The following is an 18,581-nucleotide window of genomic DNA, read 5'->3' on the forward strand; positions in this document are numbered from 1 at the left end:
AACCGTCTGCCCCGCCAGGTCTGACCGCCTGACCGCACCGGGAACCCACGGCACCGTACGACCAGAACATCACCGGCTCACAGCCCAGCAAGCCGTCGTTCCTTTCGACACCCAACCCGCTGTCACCACCACACCCCCAGCCCGCATCACAGGGAAGATGCTCCAGCGGCTGGTCCCCAACGCGGGCGGGACGGTCGCGTGATGGACCGCGAGCCCGGGGTCAAGCGCCCCGGGCCGGATGCTCGGGCGGATCTTTGCGAGGCAGCCCTTAGCAGCGCGGAGTGTCAGGGTAGGGCTTTGGGTATTTGTCCTGTGCGATCGACCGCATCACCTGCCCGGCGATCAGGTATCTTCCTTTTTCAGCGTCCCACCCCGTCACTGATGCCCCGGGCCGGAGGGGGGGCAGCCGCCGTTGCAGGGGAATCCTGGGTGTATGACGACGAACGTGCCCCTGATCGGCAGGCCGTTGAACGGACGGCAGGTTGCTCTCGATCCTGCCCAGGAGCAGAACGGCAGTTGGGGCGGTTTGCACAGCCCACACGCACCGCCCCGCGATCGGCCCGCCTACCTCCGGGACAGCGCGGGCCGGTGGATCTGGCAGGGCGAGCCCTGGCCCGAGGACACGAACGACACCTGAGAATCGGCCGATGGCGGCCGGCCTCCAGCTGATCAGCCGGTTGGGCCCCGCACCGCCGCATGGAAAGATGCCCGCCCCTCCCTTCGGAAAAGGGGGGGTGCGGGGCAGTTTTGTGCAGTCAGGCGAGGAGGCCGACTTCGCGCGCTTCGCGGGCCTGGTCCGGGGGGTAAGCTTCTGTTTCTTGTGATGGGTCCTGGTGTTGCTGCGGAACACGCTCAAGCGAATACGGTATTCGCGTCCTCCAGCGTCGGAAACAATCTTGGTGTGGTCCCGTGGCACTCGTAGATGTCCCTCTCGGGTTGTGAATTGGCGGGCGGCTGCGAGATTTCCCACCGTGTCGCCCCGACGGGCACCAACGGACCGGCAGGCAGCGCCGCTGTGTCAGCGGGCCGCACACCCAGCGCTGCGAGACGCTGCTGCTGGTCTTCGGTGAGGCTGTGCCAGGCGGCGGGCTGTCGGTCTGGGACCGCGCCGGAGAAGACCGGGCCCTCGCGGAATACCTGACTGGCGGGAGAACTTCAGGGGGTGTCACGAACGGGACCGATGTCCGCCCTGCCGACCCGCATGCCACATGCCTGACCGAAGGACGAGGACGATGACGAACACAGCGCACGCGACGACGACGCCCGAGTGGGTCCTGAAGTTCATGGACGCCATCGACACCCTGGACTTCGATGAGGGTTTCGCGCCGCTCACCGAGGACACCGACATGTTCTTCGGTACCGCTCACGTTCACGGCGTCGAGGCCATCAAGGAGTTCTTCGTCAGGATCGACGAACCGCTGGACATCTCCCACGAGGTCCTGGAGTTCTGGACAGCGGACGGCGGTGTCCGCCTGCTGCGGGGAGAGGCCACCATGGCGAAGAAGACCGCGCCCGACCATGTGGTGCGCGCCCCGTTCATGCACATCTTCCACCTCGCCGACGAGGAGCCGGTCCGCGTCCGGGAACTGCGCATCACCGCAGGGCCGTTGGAGACCGACGCGGTGCTGTGACGTCCTCGTCCAGACCGGCCCTGATGCCCGGCGCCAAGGCGGACGAACCTCCATGTGGTCAGGCGGGGAAGCCGACGCAGGTGGCGTACTCGTACTGGCCCCACTGCGAGCCCAGGTCCGACAGTTCGTTGGGCCACGCGTCCGCGAGAGCTTCGTCGTCCTGGGCGGCCCACGCCCGGACGATCCGGTCCCGCCTGCGGATCCGCAGTCTGCGGAAGCCCACCACATCGGTGGCGACGACACGCTTGCGGCAATCGGCGACCGCGCTTTGGTCCAGCGGCTGGATCTCCACCCGGGTACCGCCCGGGCGGTACCTCCGCGTGCGTTCGGCCGCTGTAGCAGGTGCCGGGTGATGTTGCGGCGCCGGTGGGCCCGGTACGCCGTATCGAGGCGGGCCAGGTTCTGCCGGGTGAGGGCCTGCTTGTTCCGCAGCCGGTGGCGCAGCGTGCCCCGCGCCATCGTGACGACGCCCGCCTCCCGCATCGCCTCGAAGCCGGGGGGCGAGTTCGTCTGCCCCGCAGGGGGGCCGGAGGGGTGGTGCTCGGTGTTCCACCGTGTTTTAGGGGGTGTCGACTTCTCAGTGCCATTTCTGGGGATTGGTGGAGCGGGGACTGCAGGGAGGTCGGCCGCCGGGTCCGAACTGGCCGATTTCGGTGATCAGTGCCGCACCGTCGGCTAGCTCGTCGTCACTGCATCCGGTGATGTCGAGCAGCATCTGAGTTCTGTTCCTGCTCGCGATGGCCTTCGCCGGATACGCCGTCGTCCGCCTCTTCCGCCGTCTCGTCGCCCCCGGCGGGCGGGCCATCGCCTTCGCCGGCGCGACCCGCAACTCCCTCGTCGTCCTCCCTCTCGCCCTGGCCCTGCCCGACGCCCTGGCCGTCGCCGCGGTCATCGTGGTCACCGGATCCTCGTCGAAGTGAGCGGCATGGTCGTCTACGTCCGCACGATGCTGCGTCTGCCCGCGTCCCCCCGCAACTCTGCGCCCGGGGGGGTGAGACGCATCTGGGCTGGTGACAGGCTCCCCGCCAGCAGCAGTGGCCGGCGGAGCGGCCACGCTACCTGGTCAAGAAGCGGAAACTGGATGCTTCTCGCGGACCTCGCAGTCGACGACACCCTCGTTGTTTTTGGCAACCGGGCGGTAGATGCAGGTGTCGTGCCCGTCCCCGCCGAAGACGTAGGAGCCGAGGAACGACGTGAAGGGGTTCGCCCCGGAAAACCCGGGGCCCTTGATGCGGTCGTTCCCAGGCCCGCCGTTGATGACTCCCTGCACGTTTTCGGCCGTGATGAAGTCGTTGTCGGCGTCGCCGTGGATGTGCCCCTCCGCGAGCGTCCGAACTCCGATGCGGTCGAGTCCGTCCCCGCCGCTCACGAAGCCGTGAACGCCGATGTAGTCGGCGGTGATGGTGTCCCCGCCCCCCTCACCGTAGATGTTGGCCTTGTGCTCGTACGACCCGCTGACCTCGCCATGGATGGTGACGTGGTCATAGCCTTCGCCGCCCCAGATCTCCCTCTCATGCAGATCACCGTTGATGGTGATGTCGTCGTCGCCGCCCCACCCGTTGATGTAGTGCACACGATCCAGTCGCGTGCAGCGAATCGTGTCCTTGCCGCCGGTCCCCTGGAGCGTCCCGTGGTCGAGCACGGCGGGCTCCCCGTTGAGAGTGCATTCGGGTGCGGCAGCGGCGGACGGAGCGGCGAGCGTGACAGGCGCCGCCAGGCAAGCGAGAGAAGCGCCCGCGGCAAGAGCGGCCAGGCGGGTACTGAAGCGCATGAGAACTCCAGGGTCGAGATCAACAGATCACTGAACCAACAGCTCCCCGAAATGGGAGGGAACGCCTTTCCACTCATATGGGCGGCCACCACCCGAAACTCTTCACGCTGGTGGTCGTCTGCGCGAGGACTGCATGCCGCCTGTCCGCGTCGGGCCGTTCGGCCTCTTCGCGGAGACCGACGTGGGTGAGGATCGATTCGGTGTTGCTGAGGTTCAGTTCCTCATCCCGTCGTGTTCCGGCGTCTCCGCGTCTGTCCGCGCGTCCATGACGTGCAGGTGCTTGGCAGGTGTTCCGGGGCCTTCTTGGCTGTGTCGATCTGTGCCGGCAGCGCCGGTGCGACGGCGGCCGCTTGGTTGGGGGTGCAGAGCGCGCATGCGGTGTGCAGGCCGGCTTCAGTTGCCTTCGCTGACCGTGCACTTGCGATCGGCAAGGGGATCACTTCTTCCGGGTTGTCCGGTCCGCCGTTGTCCGTCAGCAGGTCGATGCCTCCGCGAGGGTCGCCAGTCGGTCTTCGATCGCCCTGGGTATCGGTCTGGCCTGGTTGGTGCGGATCGCAGTCGTGGCGTCCTGCCCGTGCACTGCTCCCACGAGATTCCGGTGTGCAGACCACGCAGGATGTCTTCGAAGATCGGCCGGTTCGGATGCCGCTTGCGCCCCGGGGGGTTCGGGTTCGTTGCTCGACCTCGGGGGCAAGGGCCCGATCAGCGCCCACAGTTCGTCGTCGACTTTCCACGGCTTGGGCTGCGCCATCCCGCACCCCCGGTTCGTCGGACCCGGAGTGATCCAACCTCCTTGAAGGTCATTTCGTGAGGGGCTCCAAGCCTTGTCCGCCGCGGGGCTGTCAGGTTTCGTGCGCGGTGTGCCCGGCTCGGTCCGCGGGAGGCGCATCTTCTCCAGCAGGGGCTCGGGCTGTGTGCGGTCCGGCCGCTGTCCCGGGGTGACGATCCGGGACAGCGGGCGGCAGCGTCCGTCCATGCTCTGGTCGAGCTTGGTGGTCAATCCACCCCGCGAGCGGTCCAGGCCCCCTCACCTCCCGTGCCGCCTCCACCAGGCGGGTGAGGAGGCTTTGCCAGGCCGTTTCGCCTTGGTGTTGTACCGTTGCGTTCCCCCATTTTGAGGCGGGAGCCGGCGGTGGATCGGTGCGGGCACCGGCCGGGTTCTGATGTGTCCGCACGGTGGTGGAGCCGGCCGAGATGTCCCCAGTCGATCTTCCCCTGGCCACGTCGGCCTCGGCCCGGAACTGCTGGAGTGGGCGCTCCCGGGTTCCGTCGGCCGGCCACAGGCGGTGGCGTTCGTCGACCGTCCTCCCCGGGCCGAACCGTTCGGGCAGGTCACGCCACCGCACGCCGGTCCGCTCCCGGTACAGAATCCCCCGCCGATCGCCCCGCCCCATATCCCTATCAAATGGCATGACAGCGCAGTAATCACATGATCGGCGGGGCAACTCCTCGTGCCGCCCGGGGCCGCCGGTCTCAGCGGAACGCGGTGACGTTGCGGGCGGCCCAGTCGGCGAAGGGGCGCGGGGCGCGGCCGAGGACGCGCTCGATGTCCGGGCTGACGCGCAGCTCGGCCGGGCTGGGGTTGCCGAGGATGTCCAGGGTGTCGTCGGCGAGTTCCGTCGGCATGCTCTGGGTCATGGCGGCTCTGGCCTCGTCGCGGGTCAGCTCGTGGAAGGCCACGGGCGAGCCCAGTGCTGCCGCGAGGGCCTCCGTCTGCCCGCGCGGAGTGATCACCTCGGGGCCGGTCAGCTCGTACGCGCCGCCGGTGTAGCGGTCCTCCAGCAGGCAGGCCGCCGCCACCGCGGCGATGTCCGCCGGGTCGACGACCGGCACTCCGACGTCGCCGAAGGGCGCTGCGACGACCCGTCGTGCGCGGACGGACTCGGCCCACCACAGGGCGTTGGAGGCGAAGCCGCCCGGCCGCAGCACGGCCCACTCCAAGCCGGACTCGCGCACCGTGTCCTCCAGCGCGCGCATCGCGATCCGCGTCGCTCCGAAGGGCCTGGTCACCACGCCGAGCGTGGAGAGCAGGACGATACGGCGGACTCCGCTGCCCGCGGCCTCGCCGATGATGTCGGCGGGGTTGCCACCGACGGCGTGCAGATCACCGGAGAGCAGCAGAAACAGCGATTTCGCCCCGGCCAGTGCGGGCCGCAGACCGACCGGCTCGGCGAGGTCGGCCACCTGGTGACGGACACCGTCCGGCACCGCCGCCGGGCGCCGGGACACCGCTGTCACCTGCTCGCCCGCCTCCGCCAACGCCCGCGTCAGCGGCCGGCCGATATTCCCGGTCGCCCCGGTCACCACGATCATGATCAGCTCCTTGTCGGATGTGCTTCGAGGGCGTTCACGCTAGGAGCGGAAGCTGACTTCTGGTAAGGGCATACCTGAAGGTAAGCTCATGACATGGCGGAAGGTGTGCAGCGCAGACGGGTCGAGACCGGCGAGCGGTATGACGTGTTTCACACCGACTGCCTGGCGCGCGACATGGTCGACCACGTGACCAGCAGGTGGGGCGTGTGGGTGCTGATCTCCCTGCAGCGCAACGACCTCCGCTTCTACGAGCTGCGCGAGAGCATCCAGGGCATCAGCGAGAAGATGCTGGCCCAGACCCTGCGCGTACTGGTCGAGGACGGCCTGGTCTGGCGGAAGGTCGAGCCGACGACACCGCCGCAGGTCACGTACGGGCTGACCGAGTTCGGCCGGGACGTCGGCGAGCCGCTGACGGAGCTGTTCGACCGGATCACCCGACGGCTGTCGGCGCTCGGCACCGCCTAGTGCCCTGAGCCGGGGATTCGTCGGCAGTATGCGGCGACCTTGTCGAGAATCTGATCGGCTGTCTTCGTCCAGACGAACAGCCCGGGGTGCTTGTTCCAGCCGGCGAGCCGGGAGCGGATGTCGCGTTCGAGGGCCCGGACGGAGCGGTGGGTGCCGCGCTTGAGCTTCGCGGCGAAGACGGTGGCGCGGGGTGGCGCGGATGCAGTCGTGGCTGCGGCGTTCGGGGACGCCGGGCACCATCGGCACAACGGGCTGGGCCGGCCTGGGGCCTGGGTCTGCGGTTTCTCGACCACGCACAGCACCAAGGCCTTCATTGGCGGATCGAGATGGAGGCCGACGACGCCGCGGACCTTGTCGATCAACCGCGGGCCGGTGGACAGCAGAGACGTCTGCGACCGGTGTGGCGCCGGTGCGAACGCCTGCCAGATCCGCGAGACCGTCGGGGGCCACATGCCCGTGGCGCCGCCATCGACCTGGCCGACCAGCGGGTGGCGTTCTTCGGCCTCTCCTCGAGCGTCTTGACGACGACCCGCTCGACGTCAGCATCGGTGATCTTGCGTGGGACACCCGGACGCGGGTCGTCGCACAGCCCGTCCAGGCCGCGTTCGAGGAAGCGGCGCCGCCAGGTGCCGACCATGTCCGGGGCGATCCGCAGCCGGCGGGACACTTCCACGACCGAGTGCCCGTACGCGCACTCCAACACGATCCGCGACCGCGGAGCCAGAGCCCGAGCCTGAGCCGTCGTACGGCGAGGCACCCAGCCCTCCCACACGGCCGCTGGACAATCAGTCACCGACAACGGCGGAAGCTTCGAACCCGGACCACTCACACCCGACCACCAGCCAATCTCCGACTCAGAACACCGGAGACGTCGTCCACCCGCTGCTGCAGGTGTGGGCGTCGGTGGCACTGCTCGCCGGCACAGCCGGTGCGCGAGCAGTACCGGGGATCACGGTCAGCCGGCTCTCCCCGCGGCTGGGGCCGCTGATGACGCGCGAAGCCGAGCAGTTGCTGCTCGGCGGCTGCACCGAGGTGGAGCTGTCCGCCTGCCACGAGCCGGACTCCAACCGCGACCGGGAGGCTGCCGGCCGCGGCACACAGGTCTCCGGCGACCTGATCAACGAGGGCCAGGACCTGATCGCCTCCGCCGGCTTCCTGGCCGGTGCCGTCATCCTCACCGGCGTCGCTGATGACGGCTCACTCATCGAGCATCCCGCCGAGGACGGCGGTTTCAAGCCGCAGCACGGACACTGCCCGGAGCAGCACCAGCCCTGCGTGCGCGTCACTCAGGACGGCTACGGCCACTGACTCCACCCGCCAGCTGCGCACAGCATGCATCATGTGCAAGGCGCGGTAGCGGCCTATGCGGTAGTTGTGCGGAATCGCGCCCGATACGCCGACGGAGGCGCCCCGAGCAGGCGCAGGAACACCCGGCGCATCGACTCGTCGCTGCCGAAACCGCACATGCGCGCGATGGTGTCCACGCCCGCGTCGCTGGACTCGAGCATGGCCTGCGCCGCCTCTAGGCGGACACGTTCCACGTACTGCCCGGGGGTGCTGCCGACCTCACGGCGGAAGAGGCGGGTGAGGTGGCGCTCGCTGACGGCGAGACGCTCCGCCATGGCGGCCAGGGTGTGACTTCCGCCGGGGTCGGCCACCACGGCGTCCAGCACTTGCCGCAGCCCGGCACTGCGGGGCGGGGGCACCGTGCTGCGCACACTGAACTGCGACTGGCCGCCGGGGCGTTGCAGGAACACGACGAGGTATTTGGCCGCGGTACGCGCCACCTGGGGGCCGTGGTCCTCCTCGACCAGCGCAAGCGCCAGGTCGATGCCCGCCGTCACTCCGGCGGAGGTGATGACGGGGCCGTCGCGTACGTAAATGGCGTCGGGCTGCACCCGCACCCGCGGGAAGCTCCTCGCCAGCTTCGCACATTCGGCCCAGTGCGTCGTGGCCCGCCGGCCGTCGAGCAGCCCGGCCTCGGCCAGCAGATACGCGCCGGTGCAGGCCGACGTCGTACGCCGCGCGCCCGTACCGAGGCGGCGCACGTGGGCGATCAGCTCCGGCGGATGCCGGTGGCCGTTGACCGTCGGGTAGCCAGGCACCAGCACCGTGTCGACAGCGGTCTCGGGAACATCCTCCACCGCCAGTTCGGCCCCCAGGGGGATCCCGGTGTCGCTCACCACCGCACGCCCGCCGGGCGAGGCGAGCCGGACCCGGTAGCCGGCTGCGTGCAGCACCTGTACCGGACCGGCCACGTCGAGCAGCACCACACCGTCGCCTACGACCACGATCACATCGCCCTCGGTCTTCACGCTCCTGAGTCTCTACCTCCGGGTGACAGGTCCTCAAGGACCGGCAGCCCACACATCCGGACATCCCCTTCCCTCCGCCTGCGGCCCGAAGGGACAGTCATCCGGTGCGCGTTCCGGGTCCCGGAGCCGGCGCACCCGTGACGACGACCAGCTCGGTGCGTCACGCCACAGCCCCCGACCGGCCAACAGGAGCACACACCATGCAACGCCGACACGTTCTTCGTACGGGCGCCGCGGCTACGGCCGCGACCGCGCTGAGCCTGGGCACCTCCTCCCCCACCGCTTCTGCCACCGCCCCCGCCGCCGAACGCAAGCGCGACCGCATCCGCGAACTGCGCGTCCACACCGTCTTGTTCGACGCCGTCGAGGAGCAGGACTTCGCAGGCCCCATCGAGGTGCTGGGCATCCTCGCGGACGCCGGCAAGCGCCCGATCACGCAGCGCTTCGTCACCGCCGATGGCCCCCGGACCATACGGACGTCATCCGGCATGCACATCGACGTACGCGACCCCTGGGCCCCCCAGGACGCGGACGTCCTGCTCGTACCGGGCGGAGGCTACGGCAAGGGATCCGGAGTCGATGACGAGATCAAGCGCGGCGTCCTGCCACGCGCGCTGGCCAAAGCCGAACGGCCCGGACTGATCATGGGCGGGGTATGCACCGGCGTCATGGTCTTGTCGGCAGCGAAGATCACCCGCGGCCGGCCGTGCACGACCCACTTCGCCGCCCGCGACGACCTCGCTGAGCAAGGCGGAAAGCTCACCTACGCACGCGTGGTCGACGACGGCGACCTGATCACCTGTGGCGGTGTCACCTCGGGCCTGGATCTGGCCCTCTGGCTCGCCGAGCGTCTCTACGGACCGCAGGACGCGCTGCGCGCCGAGATGATCCTGGAGTACGAACGACGAGGCACCGTCTGGCACACGAACAGCTGACCGCAACCACCCGGCCTTCCCAGACCGGACCCCTGCCACCAGCCCCCACCCGAGCCCCGCGCCCGGACCACCGCGAGGGGAACGAGCCACCCGACCAGCAGCCCCACAGACCACGCCCACAGCCACGACCTGGAAAGCAAACCACTGCCCGGCGGTGGCCCGTCCGGCCCGTCCTGCGGCACATCCAGTACCCCAGCCACCTCATGGACGGCTGCCTCGCCCAGACCGGCCTGACGATCGGCTCCGCCTGAGTTTCGGTTCTGCCCGAAACACGGTGCGTGGCTGCCGGGCAGAGCCGTGCCAGGAAGGTGTCAGAAGCTGATTGCGAATCTCATCTGCGCACGTCGGCAGCGCGCGGTGCAAGGCGTCAAAACGGGGACGCCGTTCGCGAAGCCGTTGCCCGTTCCGCCTGAGCCGAGACGGGCCGCAAGCCGATAGCCGACCACCGAGGCCGAATCGTGCGCCGTCAGTGGGCTGAAGACCTCCGCTGCCGCTCCGTCAGGCTCGAACCCCGCCCCTGCCCTCCTTGCCCGGCTCAAGCCCACATGACAGTGCCCGGTGCCTGATCGACCGGAGGTACCAGGAAGTGACTTTCCGACCACCTCTCGCAGTCATGCTGACGAGCCCTTGCGCCACCGTTTCCGGGGGAAAAGTATGAGAAGTGGTCGGGCTGCCCGGACAGCGAGTCCGTCAAGAGAAGTGGGCAGGAGCATGACCGGCTCATGTGGCGCATACGGGCCGGGCCACGCTGCGGCGGGTCGGCGGCGCCGGTTCGATGCCCCCCCGGGAGAACGGCACGGAGAGCGCTTCCCGGCACATCGGAACGCCTGCCAGGCTGGCGATCGCAAACCGAGCGCGCGACGCGCGCCTGTGCATGCGAGAAGAGAAACCGGAAAACACCACGCCGCCAAGCAGCCGCCCCGATACCCGCGGCGTTCGCATCGCTCCCGAGCCACGGCAGCACCGGCCCCCGTGACTCAGCGGCGGTACGTGGCTGTCGCGATCTCGATGAAGGACCGGATCAACGGGTTGGTGTCACCTTGTTCCACACCGCCACCGCTCGGCTCGGCGCCATATCGATCAGCGGCACCGCGACCAACTCCGTGGGCAGATCGTGTCCGAGCGGGGCCAGGCCGACCGTGCCGTTCCACAGCACGGCCTGCAGACATTCCTGGACGGCGCGGACCACGGGGCCCTCGCGCGGCCTGCCGCCGTTCCAGCACGACTGCCACAGGGGGTCGGCTCCCGGCGGGAACTGAAACCAGCGTCGGCCGCTCAACTCGTCCAGCCGCAGATGGTCGCGGCGGGCCAGTGGATCATCGGCGCGCAGGACGACGCCGACAGGATCGGTCCGCAGCGCGCGCACCGTCAGGGCGGTCTCGTCGAACGGTGCACGTGTCAAGGCGACGTCGACCAGGCCGGTGCGCAACCCGCACGTGGGGTCGGTCAGATCGGTCTCGCGGACGCGGATGTCGATGCCAGGGTGGCGCCGACGGTAGGCGGCGGCCAGCCTGGTCACTCCCGGGTCGGTGCCGTCCCCCAGGATGCCGACAGTGAGGGCCGCGGCGCCGGCCGCCGCGCTCACGCGTACCCGGACGCGGTCGGCATGATCCAGCAGCGCCCGTGCCTCGTCGAGCAGCACCGCACCCACCGGCGTGAGCGCGACTCCCGCAGCCGAGCGGGTGAACAGCCGGGCCCCGACCTCGGCCTCCAACTGCTTGATCGCCCGGCTCAGCGGCGGCTGACTCATATGCAGCCGGGTGGCGGCCCGCCCGAAATGGAGTTCCTCGGCGACCGCCACGAAATAGCGCAAGGTCCGTAGCTCCACGCAGCAACGATACCCACCAGGTATCAGCATCGCGGAACAGGTCTTGGACACCGGCAACACCCCCGCGGTGCACTCGTGAGCATGACCGAAGAAGCCAAGCCCAGCCGGCAGCAGGCCGAACCCGCCGTATCGGTGGTGGGTCCCGGCGACGGCGAGATGATCGTCCTGGGCACCACGCGCATGCGCGTCCTGGAAGACGGCAGCCACACCGGGCACCGCCTCGCGATCGCCGAGTCCGTCCTCGCCCCGCACGCCCAGGGACCGCCCCAACACCGCCACGCCCGCCACGACGAGGGCTTCTACATCCTCTCCGGCACCGTGCGATTCACCGTCGGGGACGAGGACCACGACGCCACCGCGGGCACGCTCGTGATGGTTCCGCCCGGTACCCCGCACACTTTCGCCAACCTGACCGACCAACCCGCCGTCATGCTCAGCACCTTCACCCCCGACCTGTACGTGCAGTACTTCCGCGACCTCCAAGCCGAACTCGCCGACGGCCGACCGCTGACGCCGCAAGCCAACATCGACGCGATGAGCCGCTACGCGACCGAGCCCGCCACCCACCCCGCCTGAAGCCGAGGGCCCGGCCCGGCACAGCCCCTTCCTTGTATCCGGCGGAGGCCAGTCCGCTCCCGCCTCCCGGGCCGGGCTTCTTGGGGGCGCCCGGCCGGGCCCCGAGTTCTTCCGGTATTCGACGCAATCGACGGGCCCCGAAACGGGTGGCCCGAGAACGGGAACCATGAACACCGCCTACTGGATCGTCGCGGGACTTCTCGCCCTCTTCTACCTCTACTCGGGCGCGATGAAGGTGAGCCGCAACCGTGACCAACTCCGGCCGATGATGGCCTGGGTCGACCGCATTGCGCTGCCCGCCGTAAGGGCGCTGGGGACGGTCGAGATACTCGGCGCGCTAGGACTGATCCTGCCGCCGCTGACAGGCATCGCTCCAGTGCTGGCCACAGCGGCCGCCATCGGCTTCGTTCTCCTGCAAGCCGGTGCGATCGCCGTCCACCTGACCGGCGAGGACCGCCAGATCACACTCAACCTCGGACTCATCGCCACCGCAGCCGCAACCACCTGGCTGGCCACCGGACTGTGACCGAGCTCGTTCGGCCAGGTCGTCGGGCAGACGGCGCACACCTCCTCACCACAACGCTGCGGCCGGACCGCGCCGCCTTGGCGCGCCGGACCTGCACCTCGGTGCCGCGACCTGCAGCTCGGCCCCTTCGGCCTCGACGTAGGCGAACACGTCGGCCATGCGGCCACGGTGAGCACAGCCGCCCTCCGCACTGGCGCCGATCACAGCGGCCACCGCCCGTGATGTCGTCCGTTCCGGGCAGGCGACGACGACCGTGGTGGGCGGCGCGTCGACCAGCGGCACGCACGCCACGTCGGGCCAGGCGCGCCGGCGCACCGACTCGGGCCAGACCGCGACCAGTTGGCCCGGTGCAACCAGTTGCATCACCTGCGAGATGTCACTGCACCTCGGGCGGACGGCCATCGGTGGCGTCCACATCTCACGGCCGTCGGGGCAACTGTTCGCCGGTCAGGTCGGCGAGCGTCAAGGCGGCCCGGTCGGCGAGACGGTGGGTCCGGGGAGCACGGCCAGCTGGTCCTGGGTCAGCAGGATTGTGCCGGTAGTGCCGCAGGATCGACTCCAGCAGCCCCGCATCCCCGTTGGGCTTCCTCGCCAGCGTGAGCTGCGGATCGGTCCGTCCCGCCCGTTGCGCGCGCCGGACCGACGCCGTGACCGCGTCCAGCGCCTTGCGGCTCTCGGCCAGGGAAGACCTGGCCGGCGCCGGTGAGGTTCGCCGATCGGCTGGTGCGTCCAGCAGTCGCACGCCCATGCGTCGCTCCAGGTGGGCGATGGCGCGAAACAGCGGTGGCTGTGCCATACCCAGGCGCTGTGCGGCGCGGGCGAGGGGCACGCCGCCTCGCTCGGCGCAGTGCGCGGAAGAGGGTGCGGATGTCCGCGACCAGCAGGTCAGGGGCCTGGAGGGAGGCGAAATGGCCTCCGGTGTCGAACTGGGACCAGTGGGTGATGTGGTTCGACAGCGATGCCGGGCCCTGGATCGCCCGGTCACCGAGAACTTGGCCACCCCGGTGGGCACGCCCGAGAGGGCCGGGCGTCCCCAGCCGTCGGCGCCGCACTGTAGAGCCGTGCGGCCGAGCCGGCGGTGGAGGTGAGCCAGAAGACGGTGACATGGGTGAGGACGGCGCCCCGGAGCAGGGCCATTTCGTCTAAGTCGGCGGGTGTCGAGGCGTTGACCAGCGCGTTGACGTGGACGCCGACGCCATGGTCGGGGGCGGTGCGCCCGAGCTCCGGGGAGATCATGGAGGCGAAGTCCCCGCCCTGAGCCCCGTAGCGTGGGTAGCCCAGACGTCGCATCAGTTCGGCCCAGGCGCGGGCGATACGCCTGGTTCCCCAGCTCCTGTCCCTGGTGGGCCGGGAGAACCCGGATCCCGGGACCGAGGGGGCGACGACGTGGAACGCGTCGGACGGGTCGCCGCCGTAGGAACGCAGTCGTACTCGTCGGCCCGATAGCCGACGAGGGCCTTGAGGTAGGGAAGAGCGACACCGTACTCCCAGCCCACGCCGGGAGCTCATCCGGCCACCGGGTCCGGCGCAACCGTTCTCGCAGGTCGTCGATGCCGCATCCGTGGAGGCGCACGTGCCTGGCCGGCTCACACCAGAAGCGGTTGAGGTCCGCCAGTGTCCGAAACGACCCTCAGGATGCGCCCTTGTGGCTCATCTGGCGCAGCTCGATGTCGGCGAAGCAGCCGGGGGTGGTGGCCGGCTGGGCGGGACCTGCCACAGTGCCTGGATTGCGCCAGCGTCCGGGCCTGGAGCCGACCGCCCGGACCACCGGCATTCCCCGACCACCGCACAAGGCCGGGGCGCCCCAGCCGACCCGGCGTACCGGACCGGCTGAGGCCACAACCGACGCCGGGAACGCTCCGTGCCCAGGGCCCGGACACGACGGCGCACGCGTCGGCCTCCGATCACAGCGCTCAGGATCGCAGGTGCGGGACTTCGCCAGCACGCTCCGAGCCGGAGCGCTCTGAGCAGCACAGGCACCGGACCGCGACCGGAGTCACCCGGCGGTGGCCCGACTCGGTTCGAAGTAGTGCCCCTGGTCGAGATCCTCGAGCAGACCGGCCTCGGCCGGAGCCCAGCCGGTCACCTCCCGGGTGATGGCACTGGAGACGGGACTGTCCGGCGTGAGGAACATCCCGAGGAAGCCGAAGTGCTCGTCGACCCGGTCCATCGGCACCGACCGTGTCGGGAGGCCGAGGTGGCGCCCGATGGCAGCGGCGATCTCACGGACCGCGATACCCTCCTCGGCCACGGCGTGCAGATACCCCGTCGGTGCGGCCTCGATCGCCAGCCGGAAGAGCCGAGCGGTGTCCCGGACGTGCACCGCGGGCCAGCGCGACGACCCGTCGCCCGGATAGCCCGAGAAGCCGGCCCGGCGGGCGGTCGCGATGAGGTGCGGGACGAAGCCGTTGTCTCCCTTGCCGTGGTTGGTCGGCGCGAGACGCAGGACAGTGGGCCGCAGCCCCCGCTCGGCGAGCGCGAGGGCGGCGTCGTCCGAGAGCTGTCGCGTGGCAACCAGCGCGTCGGGCGAGGGACGATCGTGCTCAGTGGCAGGCACCCCGTTTTGCGACAGTCCCACAGTCCCGGACGCGACAGCGATCGCCCCACCGGAGGGGAGCCCCTCGCCGAGCGCCTGGATGGTCGTGACGTCGGAGGCGACGGCCTCGGCCATTCCACCGCTCAAGGACCGCTCAACCGGAAACGCGAGGTGGACCACGGCGTCCGCGCGGGCGGCGGCGTCGCGCAGCACATCGAGGTCCTCGACGGTGCCGCGGACGCTCGCTGCGCCGGCGGCCTCGACAACGGCTGCCGACGCCTCCGAGCGGGCGAGCCCGGTGACATGGTGACCGGCTGCGAGGAGCTCGGGTACGACGGCCGAGCCGACCCAGCCGGATGCGCCGGTGACAAGAACACGCACGAGAACAACCTTCCTGTAGTGAATCGTGGCCTCCCACCACGGTCGGGACGCAGGTCGCAGATGATGCTCCAGATGACCACCGTTTCCACCCTGCCGTCCCGCCCCGGCTTGTGGCCCGATGGACGCCCTCACCCACTGGTCCATTTGGGCAAAGGCCTCTCTCGTGAGGCGGGGCGTCCGGGCAGCGCGGCGGTGGGAGACGTTTCGACATCAGCGTCGCGGGCACGTGCGGTGACAACCACGGTGCGCCGGTCGTCGGACTCACAGACCGTGGCTGGCGCGCCGTGGCCGTCCGACACTGAAGGAACCCGAGGGCCGAACCGTTCCGCCCGGATCGGCGGCGGAGCCTTTTGGTCAACGTCTCGTTCCACCTGCATCCTGGAGTAACACAGCGATGACCGACCGTGCTGAACTTGGCCGCTTCCTGCGGGCTCGCCGAGAGGCCCTGCGGCCGGCCGACGTCGGACTGGTGCCGGGCGGTCGCCGGCGTACGCCCGGCCTGCGCCGCGAAGAGGTGGCGATGCTCGCGAGCATGTCCACCGACTACTACGAGCGGCTCGAGCAGGCCCGAGGCGTCAATCCGTCGGAAACCCTGCTCGCCGCGCTCGCCAGGGCACTGCGCCTGTCGACCGACGAACGCGATCACCTCTACGCGGTCGCCGGGTATCAGCCGCCCCAGGGGCTGTCGCACGACGGCTACGCCGACCCCGGACTGATGCACATCCTCGACTCCCTCAAGGACACTCCGGCCCAGATCGTCGACGGCCTCGGCACGGTCGTCATCCAGAATCCGATGGCCATCGCGCTGCTCGGCCCGCTGGTCGACCGCCCCGGCCACGAGGACAACGGCGCCTGGCTCTGGTTCATGCGGCCCGCACTTCGCGGCGTCTACGCCGAGGAGGAGCACGAGGCGATCGGCCGCACCATCGTCGCTGACCTGCGTGCCTCCGTCTTCCGCCACGGGCACCACCCGTGCGGGCAGGCCCTCGTCGACGAACTGTGCAACGGGAGCAAGGAGTTCGCCGCGCTGTGGGATCTCGGCGAGGTCGCCACCGTCCGCTCCACCCGCAAGTCCGTCCTGCACCCCCAGGCGGGCCGGCTGGATCTGCAGTGCGACGTCGTCCTCAGTCCGGTCACCAGCAAGCGCCTCTTCCTCTACCGGCCGCAGCCCGGCACCGAAACGGCCGAACGCCTGGAGTTCCTCCGTGTCCTCGGCACCCAGTCCTTCGCGAGCTGACCGAGCCGGAGCCGGCACAGGGCCCTGACCGCTGCCCTGGTCACCCCATGCCCGTCAGCGATCCACCCGCCCTGCGAACCGCCCACGCCTTTCCCCGCGCCTCTCCCCGGGCCGGTCCCGTGGCCGAGCCGACCGGTTTCGTGACCGCTCAGCCACGGCGACGGGCCCGATGAAGGCACGGTCACGATGCTGACGACACGCAGCAGCCACACCCCAGCCCGCCGCGTCACCAACCTCCCGAACAACACACCTGAGCGTTGTCCCGTAAATGATCTACGGCATGTTAGTTGACCAGCGTCGTTGCCCGCTCATTCGGCCAGCGTGAGGTTGTGCAGGCGGGCGATGCCGAGCATGGCGTGGTGGACGCCGTCGCCCTTGAGGCGGCAGTCCCGGAGGATCTTCCAGGTCTTCATCCGAGCGAAGGCGTGCTCGACGCGAGCGCGGACCACACGGTGCGAGGTGTTGTGTTCCTCCTTCCAGGCGGGGAGTTCGGCTTGGCCGGATTCACGGCGGTGCGGGATGGCCAGGCCGGTGCCCCCCGGTAGCCGCCGTCCGCGATGACTGTGGTCTGGCCGACGGCGGACTTCGCACCGGACAGCTCCCATGCCTTGCAGTCGTTGCGGTTGCCTGCGACTGGTCGGCCGACCGCGACAACGAGCCGGGAGTCGGCGTCGATGACGACCTGGTGGCTGGTGGAGCACCGGTAGTTCTTCGCCTGCTCGGCAACGCTGTGGTCGCGGGTGGGGACCAGGGTGCCGTCCACGATCAGCACGGTGTCCTTGCGGAACCGTTTGCGCTGCTGGAGCGCAAGCGCGGGCCCGAGATGGTCAACTATGCGGTCGGCCGCCGATGCAGGTCGAGAACATCGACGTCCCAGCCGACGTCGGCCAGAGCCGCACGGGCAGGGTCGACCACCGCGCCGGTGAGTGAATCCGAACCGGGGTGGGCGACGACCAGAAGAGCGCGTCCGGACCCGGGGGCGCTTGAAGCGCTCGCTGCGAGGGGATCCGTCATGCTCATCAAGCGTCCCGGTCGACGAGGCGGACCAGCATCTTGCCGGTGTTGGCGCCCTGCAGGACCCCCAAGAACGCCTCAGTGGCTCGCTCCAGACCATCGACGACGGTCGACTCGGTGCGCAGCGAGCCGTCGGCGAGCCAGCGCGCCGCGGTTGCGACCCACTCCGGGAACAGGTCCAGGTGGTGGTTGACCAGCATCCCGCGCAGCGTCACCTGCCGGGCGGCGGACCGGAACAGGTTGTGCGGACCGGGCATCGGCGCGGTGGCGTTGTAGGTGCTGATGGCGCCGACCATGGCGATGCGGCCGTCCAACCGCATCGCGTCCAGCGCGGCCACCAGGTGGTCTCCGGCCACGGAGTCGAGGTAGACGTCGATGCCGTCGGGGGCGTGCTTCGCGAGCTGCCCGGCCAGATCGCCCTGCCGGTAGTCGATGGCGGCGTCGAAGCCGAATACCTCCACCAGCTTTCTTGTCTTGTCGGGTCCGCCGGCCGAACCGATCACCCGGGCGGCGCCGAGCTTGCGGGCCAGCTGGCCGGCCACACTGCCGACTGCTCCGGCGGCTGCCGAGATGAACACCGTCTCACCGGCCCGCACCGGGGCGGTGCGGGTCAGTGCCGCATACGCGCTCAGTCCGGTGGTGCCCAACGGCCCCAGGTAAGCCTCGGCGGGGGCCAGTTGGGTATCGACGACGGTGGCCGCACCGGCATCGAGCAGCGCGTACTCCCGCCAGCCCAGAAAGTGCGAAACGGTCGCGCCGACCGGGATGGCGGCGGAGCGAGAAGCCACCACGGTGCCGACCGCGGAACCTTCCATGGCGGCGTCCAGCTGGAACGGCGGAATGTAGGACGGAACGTCGTTCATCCGGCCGCGCATATAGGGGTCGACTGACATCCAGGTGTTGCGCACCAGGATCTGTTCCTCAGCGGGAGCGGGGACCTCCGCCAGGACCGACGCGAAGTGCTCCGGTCCGGGTTGGCCCGACGGACGGGCGACGAGGCGGATTTCGCGGGACCGTACGGAAGGGGCAGGCAAGGGCGTTCTCCTTGGCGTT

General features: G+C 69.9%; 18 protein-coding genes and 6 pseudogenes. 11 read left to right on the forward strand and 13 right to left on the reverse strand.

Annotation, left to right across the window (positions count from 1 at the left end; translation table 11 throughout):
- From JW613_RS13025 to JW613_RS13035, 3 genes are all read left to right on the forward strand, one after another.
- The coding region (locus tag JW613_RS13025) for a hypothetical protein (RefSeq protein ID WP_209210971.1) at positions 1-202 on the forward strand (202 nt) is incomplete at its 5' end.
- A gap of 231 nt (positions 203-433) precedes the next feature.
- On the forward strand, positions 434-637 hold the full coding sequence (locus tag JW613_RS13030; RefSeq protein WP_245225566.1) for a hypothetical protein: 204 nt from the start codon (positions 434-436) through the stop codon (positions 635-637).
- 595 nt (positions 638-1,232) lie between these two features.
- Positions 1,233-1,631: a nuclear transport factor 2 family protein gene (locus JW613_RS13035; RefSeq protein WP_209210972.1), complete on the forward strand. Its 399-nt coding sequence runs from the start codon at positions 1,233-1,235 to the stop codon at positions 1,629-1,631.
- Positions 1,632-1,689: 58 nt separating this feature from the next.
- Here the strand turns inward: JW613_RS13035 and JW613_RS13040 are convergent, their stop codons facing one another.
- Complete coding sequence (locus tag JW613_RS13040; protein WP_209210973.1) at positions 1,690-1,923, reverse strand: hypothetical protein; 234 nt, start codon at positions 1,921-1,923, stop codon at positions 1,690-1,692.
- Positions 1,924-2,208: 285 nt separating this feature from the next.
- Positions 2,209-2,346 carry a hypothetical protein gene (locus tag JW613_RS13045; protein WP_209210974.1) on the reverse strand — a complete coding sequence of 46 codons (138 nt, stop codon included), beginning with the start codon at positions 2,344-2,346 and terminating at the stop codon, positions 2,209-2,211.
- A gap of 4 nt (positions 2,347-2,350) precedes the next feature.
- Here JW613_RS13045 and JW613_RS13050 point away from each other — a divergent pair.
- Positions 2,351-2,589, forward strand: a pseudogene (locus JW613_RS13050) (arsenic resistance protein); the annotation flags it as partial.
- A 105-nt stretch (positions 2,590-2,694) separates the two neighbouring features.
- Here JW613_RS13050 and JW613_RS13055 read toward each other — a convergent pair.
- The 3 genes from JW613_RS13055 to JW613_RS13065 form a co-directional block, all read right to left on the reverse strand.
- Positions 2,695-3,273: a hypothetical protein gene (locus tag JW613_RS13055; protein ID WP_209210975.1), complete on the reverse strand. Its 579-nt coding sequence runs from the start codon at positions 3,271-3,273 to the stop codon at positions 2,695-2,697.
- A 971-nt stretch (positions 3,274-4,244) separates the two neighbouring features.
- A complete protein-coding gene (locus JW613_RS36760; protein WP_372447942.1) occupies positions 4,245-4,814 on the reverse strand; it encodes a transposase in 570 nt (189 codons plus the stop codon).
- 61 nt (positions 4,815-4,875) lie between these two features.
- On the reverse strand, positions 4,876-5,715 hold the full coding sequence (locus JW613_RS13065) for an SDR family oxidoreductase (protein WP_209210977.1): 840 nt from the start codon (positions 5,713-5,715) through the stop codon (positions 4,876-4,878).
- Positions 5,716-5,808: 93 nt separating this feature from the next.
- Here JW613_RS13065 and JW613_RS13070 point away from each other — a divergent pair, with 93 nt between their 5' ends.
- Complete coding sequence (locus tag JW613_RS13070) at positions 5,809-6,180, forward strand: winged helix-turn-helix transcriptional regulator (RefSeq protein WP_209210978.1); 372 nt, start codon at positions 5,809-5,811, stop codon at positions 6,178-6,180.
- Here the strand turns inward: JW613_RS13070 and JW613_RS13075 are convergent.
- Positions 6,177-6,979 (reverse strand): annotated as a pseudogene (locus JW613_RS13075) (helix-turn-helix domain-containing protein). The gene JW613_RS13070 and the pseudogene JW613_RS13075 overlap by 4 nt on opposite strands.
- Positions 6,980-7,041: 62 nt before the next feature.
- Here JW613_RS13075 and JW613_RS13080 point away from each other — a divergent pair.
- Positions 7,042-7,365: pseudogene (locus tag JW613_RS13080) on the forward strand (ABC transporter ATP-binding protein); the annotation flags it as partial.
- 176 nt (positions 7,366-7,541) lie between these two features.
- Here the strand turns inward: JW613_RS13080 and JW613_RS13085 are convergent.
- Positions 7,542-8,495 carry a GlxA family transcriptional regulator gene (locus JW613_RS13085; protein WP_209210979.1) on the reverse strand — a complete coding sequence of 318 codons (954 nt, stop codon included), beginning with the start codon at positions 8,493-8,495 and terminating at the stop codon, positions 7,542-7,544.
- 200 nt (positions 8,496-8,695) lie between these two features.
- On the opposite strand from JW613_RS13085, the gene JW613_RS13090 reads away from it, so the two are divergent.
- Together JW613_RS13090 and JW613_RS37020 are read left to right on the forward strand one after the other, a co-directional pair.
- On the forward strand, positions 8,696-9,430 hold the full coding sequence (locus tag JW613_RS13090; RefSeq protein ID WP_209210980.1) for a DJ-1/PfpI family protein: 735 nt from the start codon (positions 8,696-8,698) through the stop codon (positions 9,428-9,430).
- Between the two features lie 161 nt (positions 9,431-9,591).
- Positions 9,592-9,681 (forward strand): annotated as a pseudogene (locus tag JW613_RS37020) (transposase); the annotation flags it as partial.
- A gap of 726 nt (positions 9,682-10,407) precedes the next feature.
- On the opposite strand, the pseudogene JW613_RS13095 reads toward JW613_RS37020, so the two are convergent.
- Positions 10,408-11,258, reverse strand: a pseudogene (locus tag JW613_RS13095) (LysR family transcriptional regulator).
- Positions 11,259-11,339: 81 nt separating this feature from the next.
- On the opposite strand from JW613_RS13095, the gene JW613_RS13100 reads away from it, so the two are divergent.
- Both JW613_RS13100 and JW613_RS13105 read left to right on the forward strand, forming a co-directional pair.
- The gene (locus JW613_RS13100) at positions 11,340-11,834 is read left to right on the forward strand and encodes a cupin domain-containing protein (RefSeq protein ID WP_209210981.1); all 495 of its coding nucleotides are present in this window, start codon (positions 11,340-11,342) and stop codon (positions 11,832-11,834) included.
- A gap of 166 nt (positions 11,835-12,000) precedes the next feature.
- Complete coding sequence (locus JW613_RS13105) at positions 12,001-12,360, forward strand: DoxX family protein (RefSeq protein WP_209210982.1); 360 nt, start codon at positions 12,001-12,003, stop codon at positions 12,358-12,360.
- 45 nt (positions 12,361-12,405) lie between these two features.
- Here JW613_RS13105 and JW613_RS13110 read toward each other — a convergent pair whose 3' ends face one another.
- The 3 genes from JW613_RS13110 to JW613_RS13120 all read right to left on the reverse strand — a co-directional run bounded on the left by JW613_RS13110 (position 12,406) and on the right by JW613_RS13120 (position 15,277).
- Entirely contained in the window at positions 12,406-12,777 is a 372-nt protein-coding gene (locus JW613_RS13110) for a type 2 periplasmic-binding domain-containing protein (protein WP_307865877.1), read from the reverse strand.
- Between the two features lies 1 nt (position 12,778).
- Positions 12,779-13,156 carry a LysR family transcriptional regulator gene (locus tag JW613_RS36765; protein ID WP_209210984.1) on the reverse strand — a complete coding sequence of 126 codons (378 nt, stop codon included), beginning with the start codon at positions 13,154-13,156 and terminating at the stop codon, positions 12,779-12,781.
- Positions 13,157-14,356: 1,200 nt separating this feature from the next.
- Complete coding sequence (locus JW613_RS13120; RefSeq protein ID WP_209210985.1) at positions 14,357-15,277, reverse strand: NAD-dependent epimerase/dehydratase family protein; 921 nt, start codon at positions 15,275-15,277, stop codon at positions 14,357-14,359.
- Between the two features lie 394 nt (positions 15,278-15,671).
- Here JW613_RS13120 and JW613_RS13125 point away from each other — a divergent pair, with 394 nt between their 5' ends.
- Positions 15,672-16,514 carry a helix-turn-helix transcriptional regulator gene (locus JW613_RS13125; protein WP_209210986.1) on the forward strand — a complete coding sequence of 281 codons (843 nt, stop codon included), beginning with the start codon at positions 15,672-15,674 and terminating at the stop codon, positions 16,512-16,514.
- 308 nt (positions 16,515-16,822) lie between these two features.
- Here JW613_RS13125 and JW613_RS13130 read toward each other — a convergent pair.
- Both JW613_RS13130 and JW613_RS13135 read right to left on the reverse strand, forming a co-directional pair.
- Positions 16,823-17,364, reverse strand: a pseudogene (locus JW613_RS13130) (transposase); the annotation flags it as partial.
- A 169-nt stretch (positions 17,365-17,533) separates the two neighbouring features.
- Positions 17,534-18,562: an NADP-dependent oxidoreductase gene (locus tag JW613_RS13135; RefSeq protein WP_209210987.1), complete on the reverse strand. Its 1,029-nt coding sequence runs from the start codon at positions 18,560-18,562 to the stop codon at positions 17,534-17,536.
- Positions 18,563-18,581 lie beyond the last annotated feature (19 nt).

Origin of the sequence: Streptomyces smyrnaeus, assembly GCF_017676345.1 — a bacterium.
GTDB classification, from domain to species: domain Bacteria; phylum Actinomycetota; class Actinomycetes; order Streptomycetales; family Streptomycetaceae; genus Streptomyces; species Streptomyces smyrnaeus.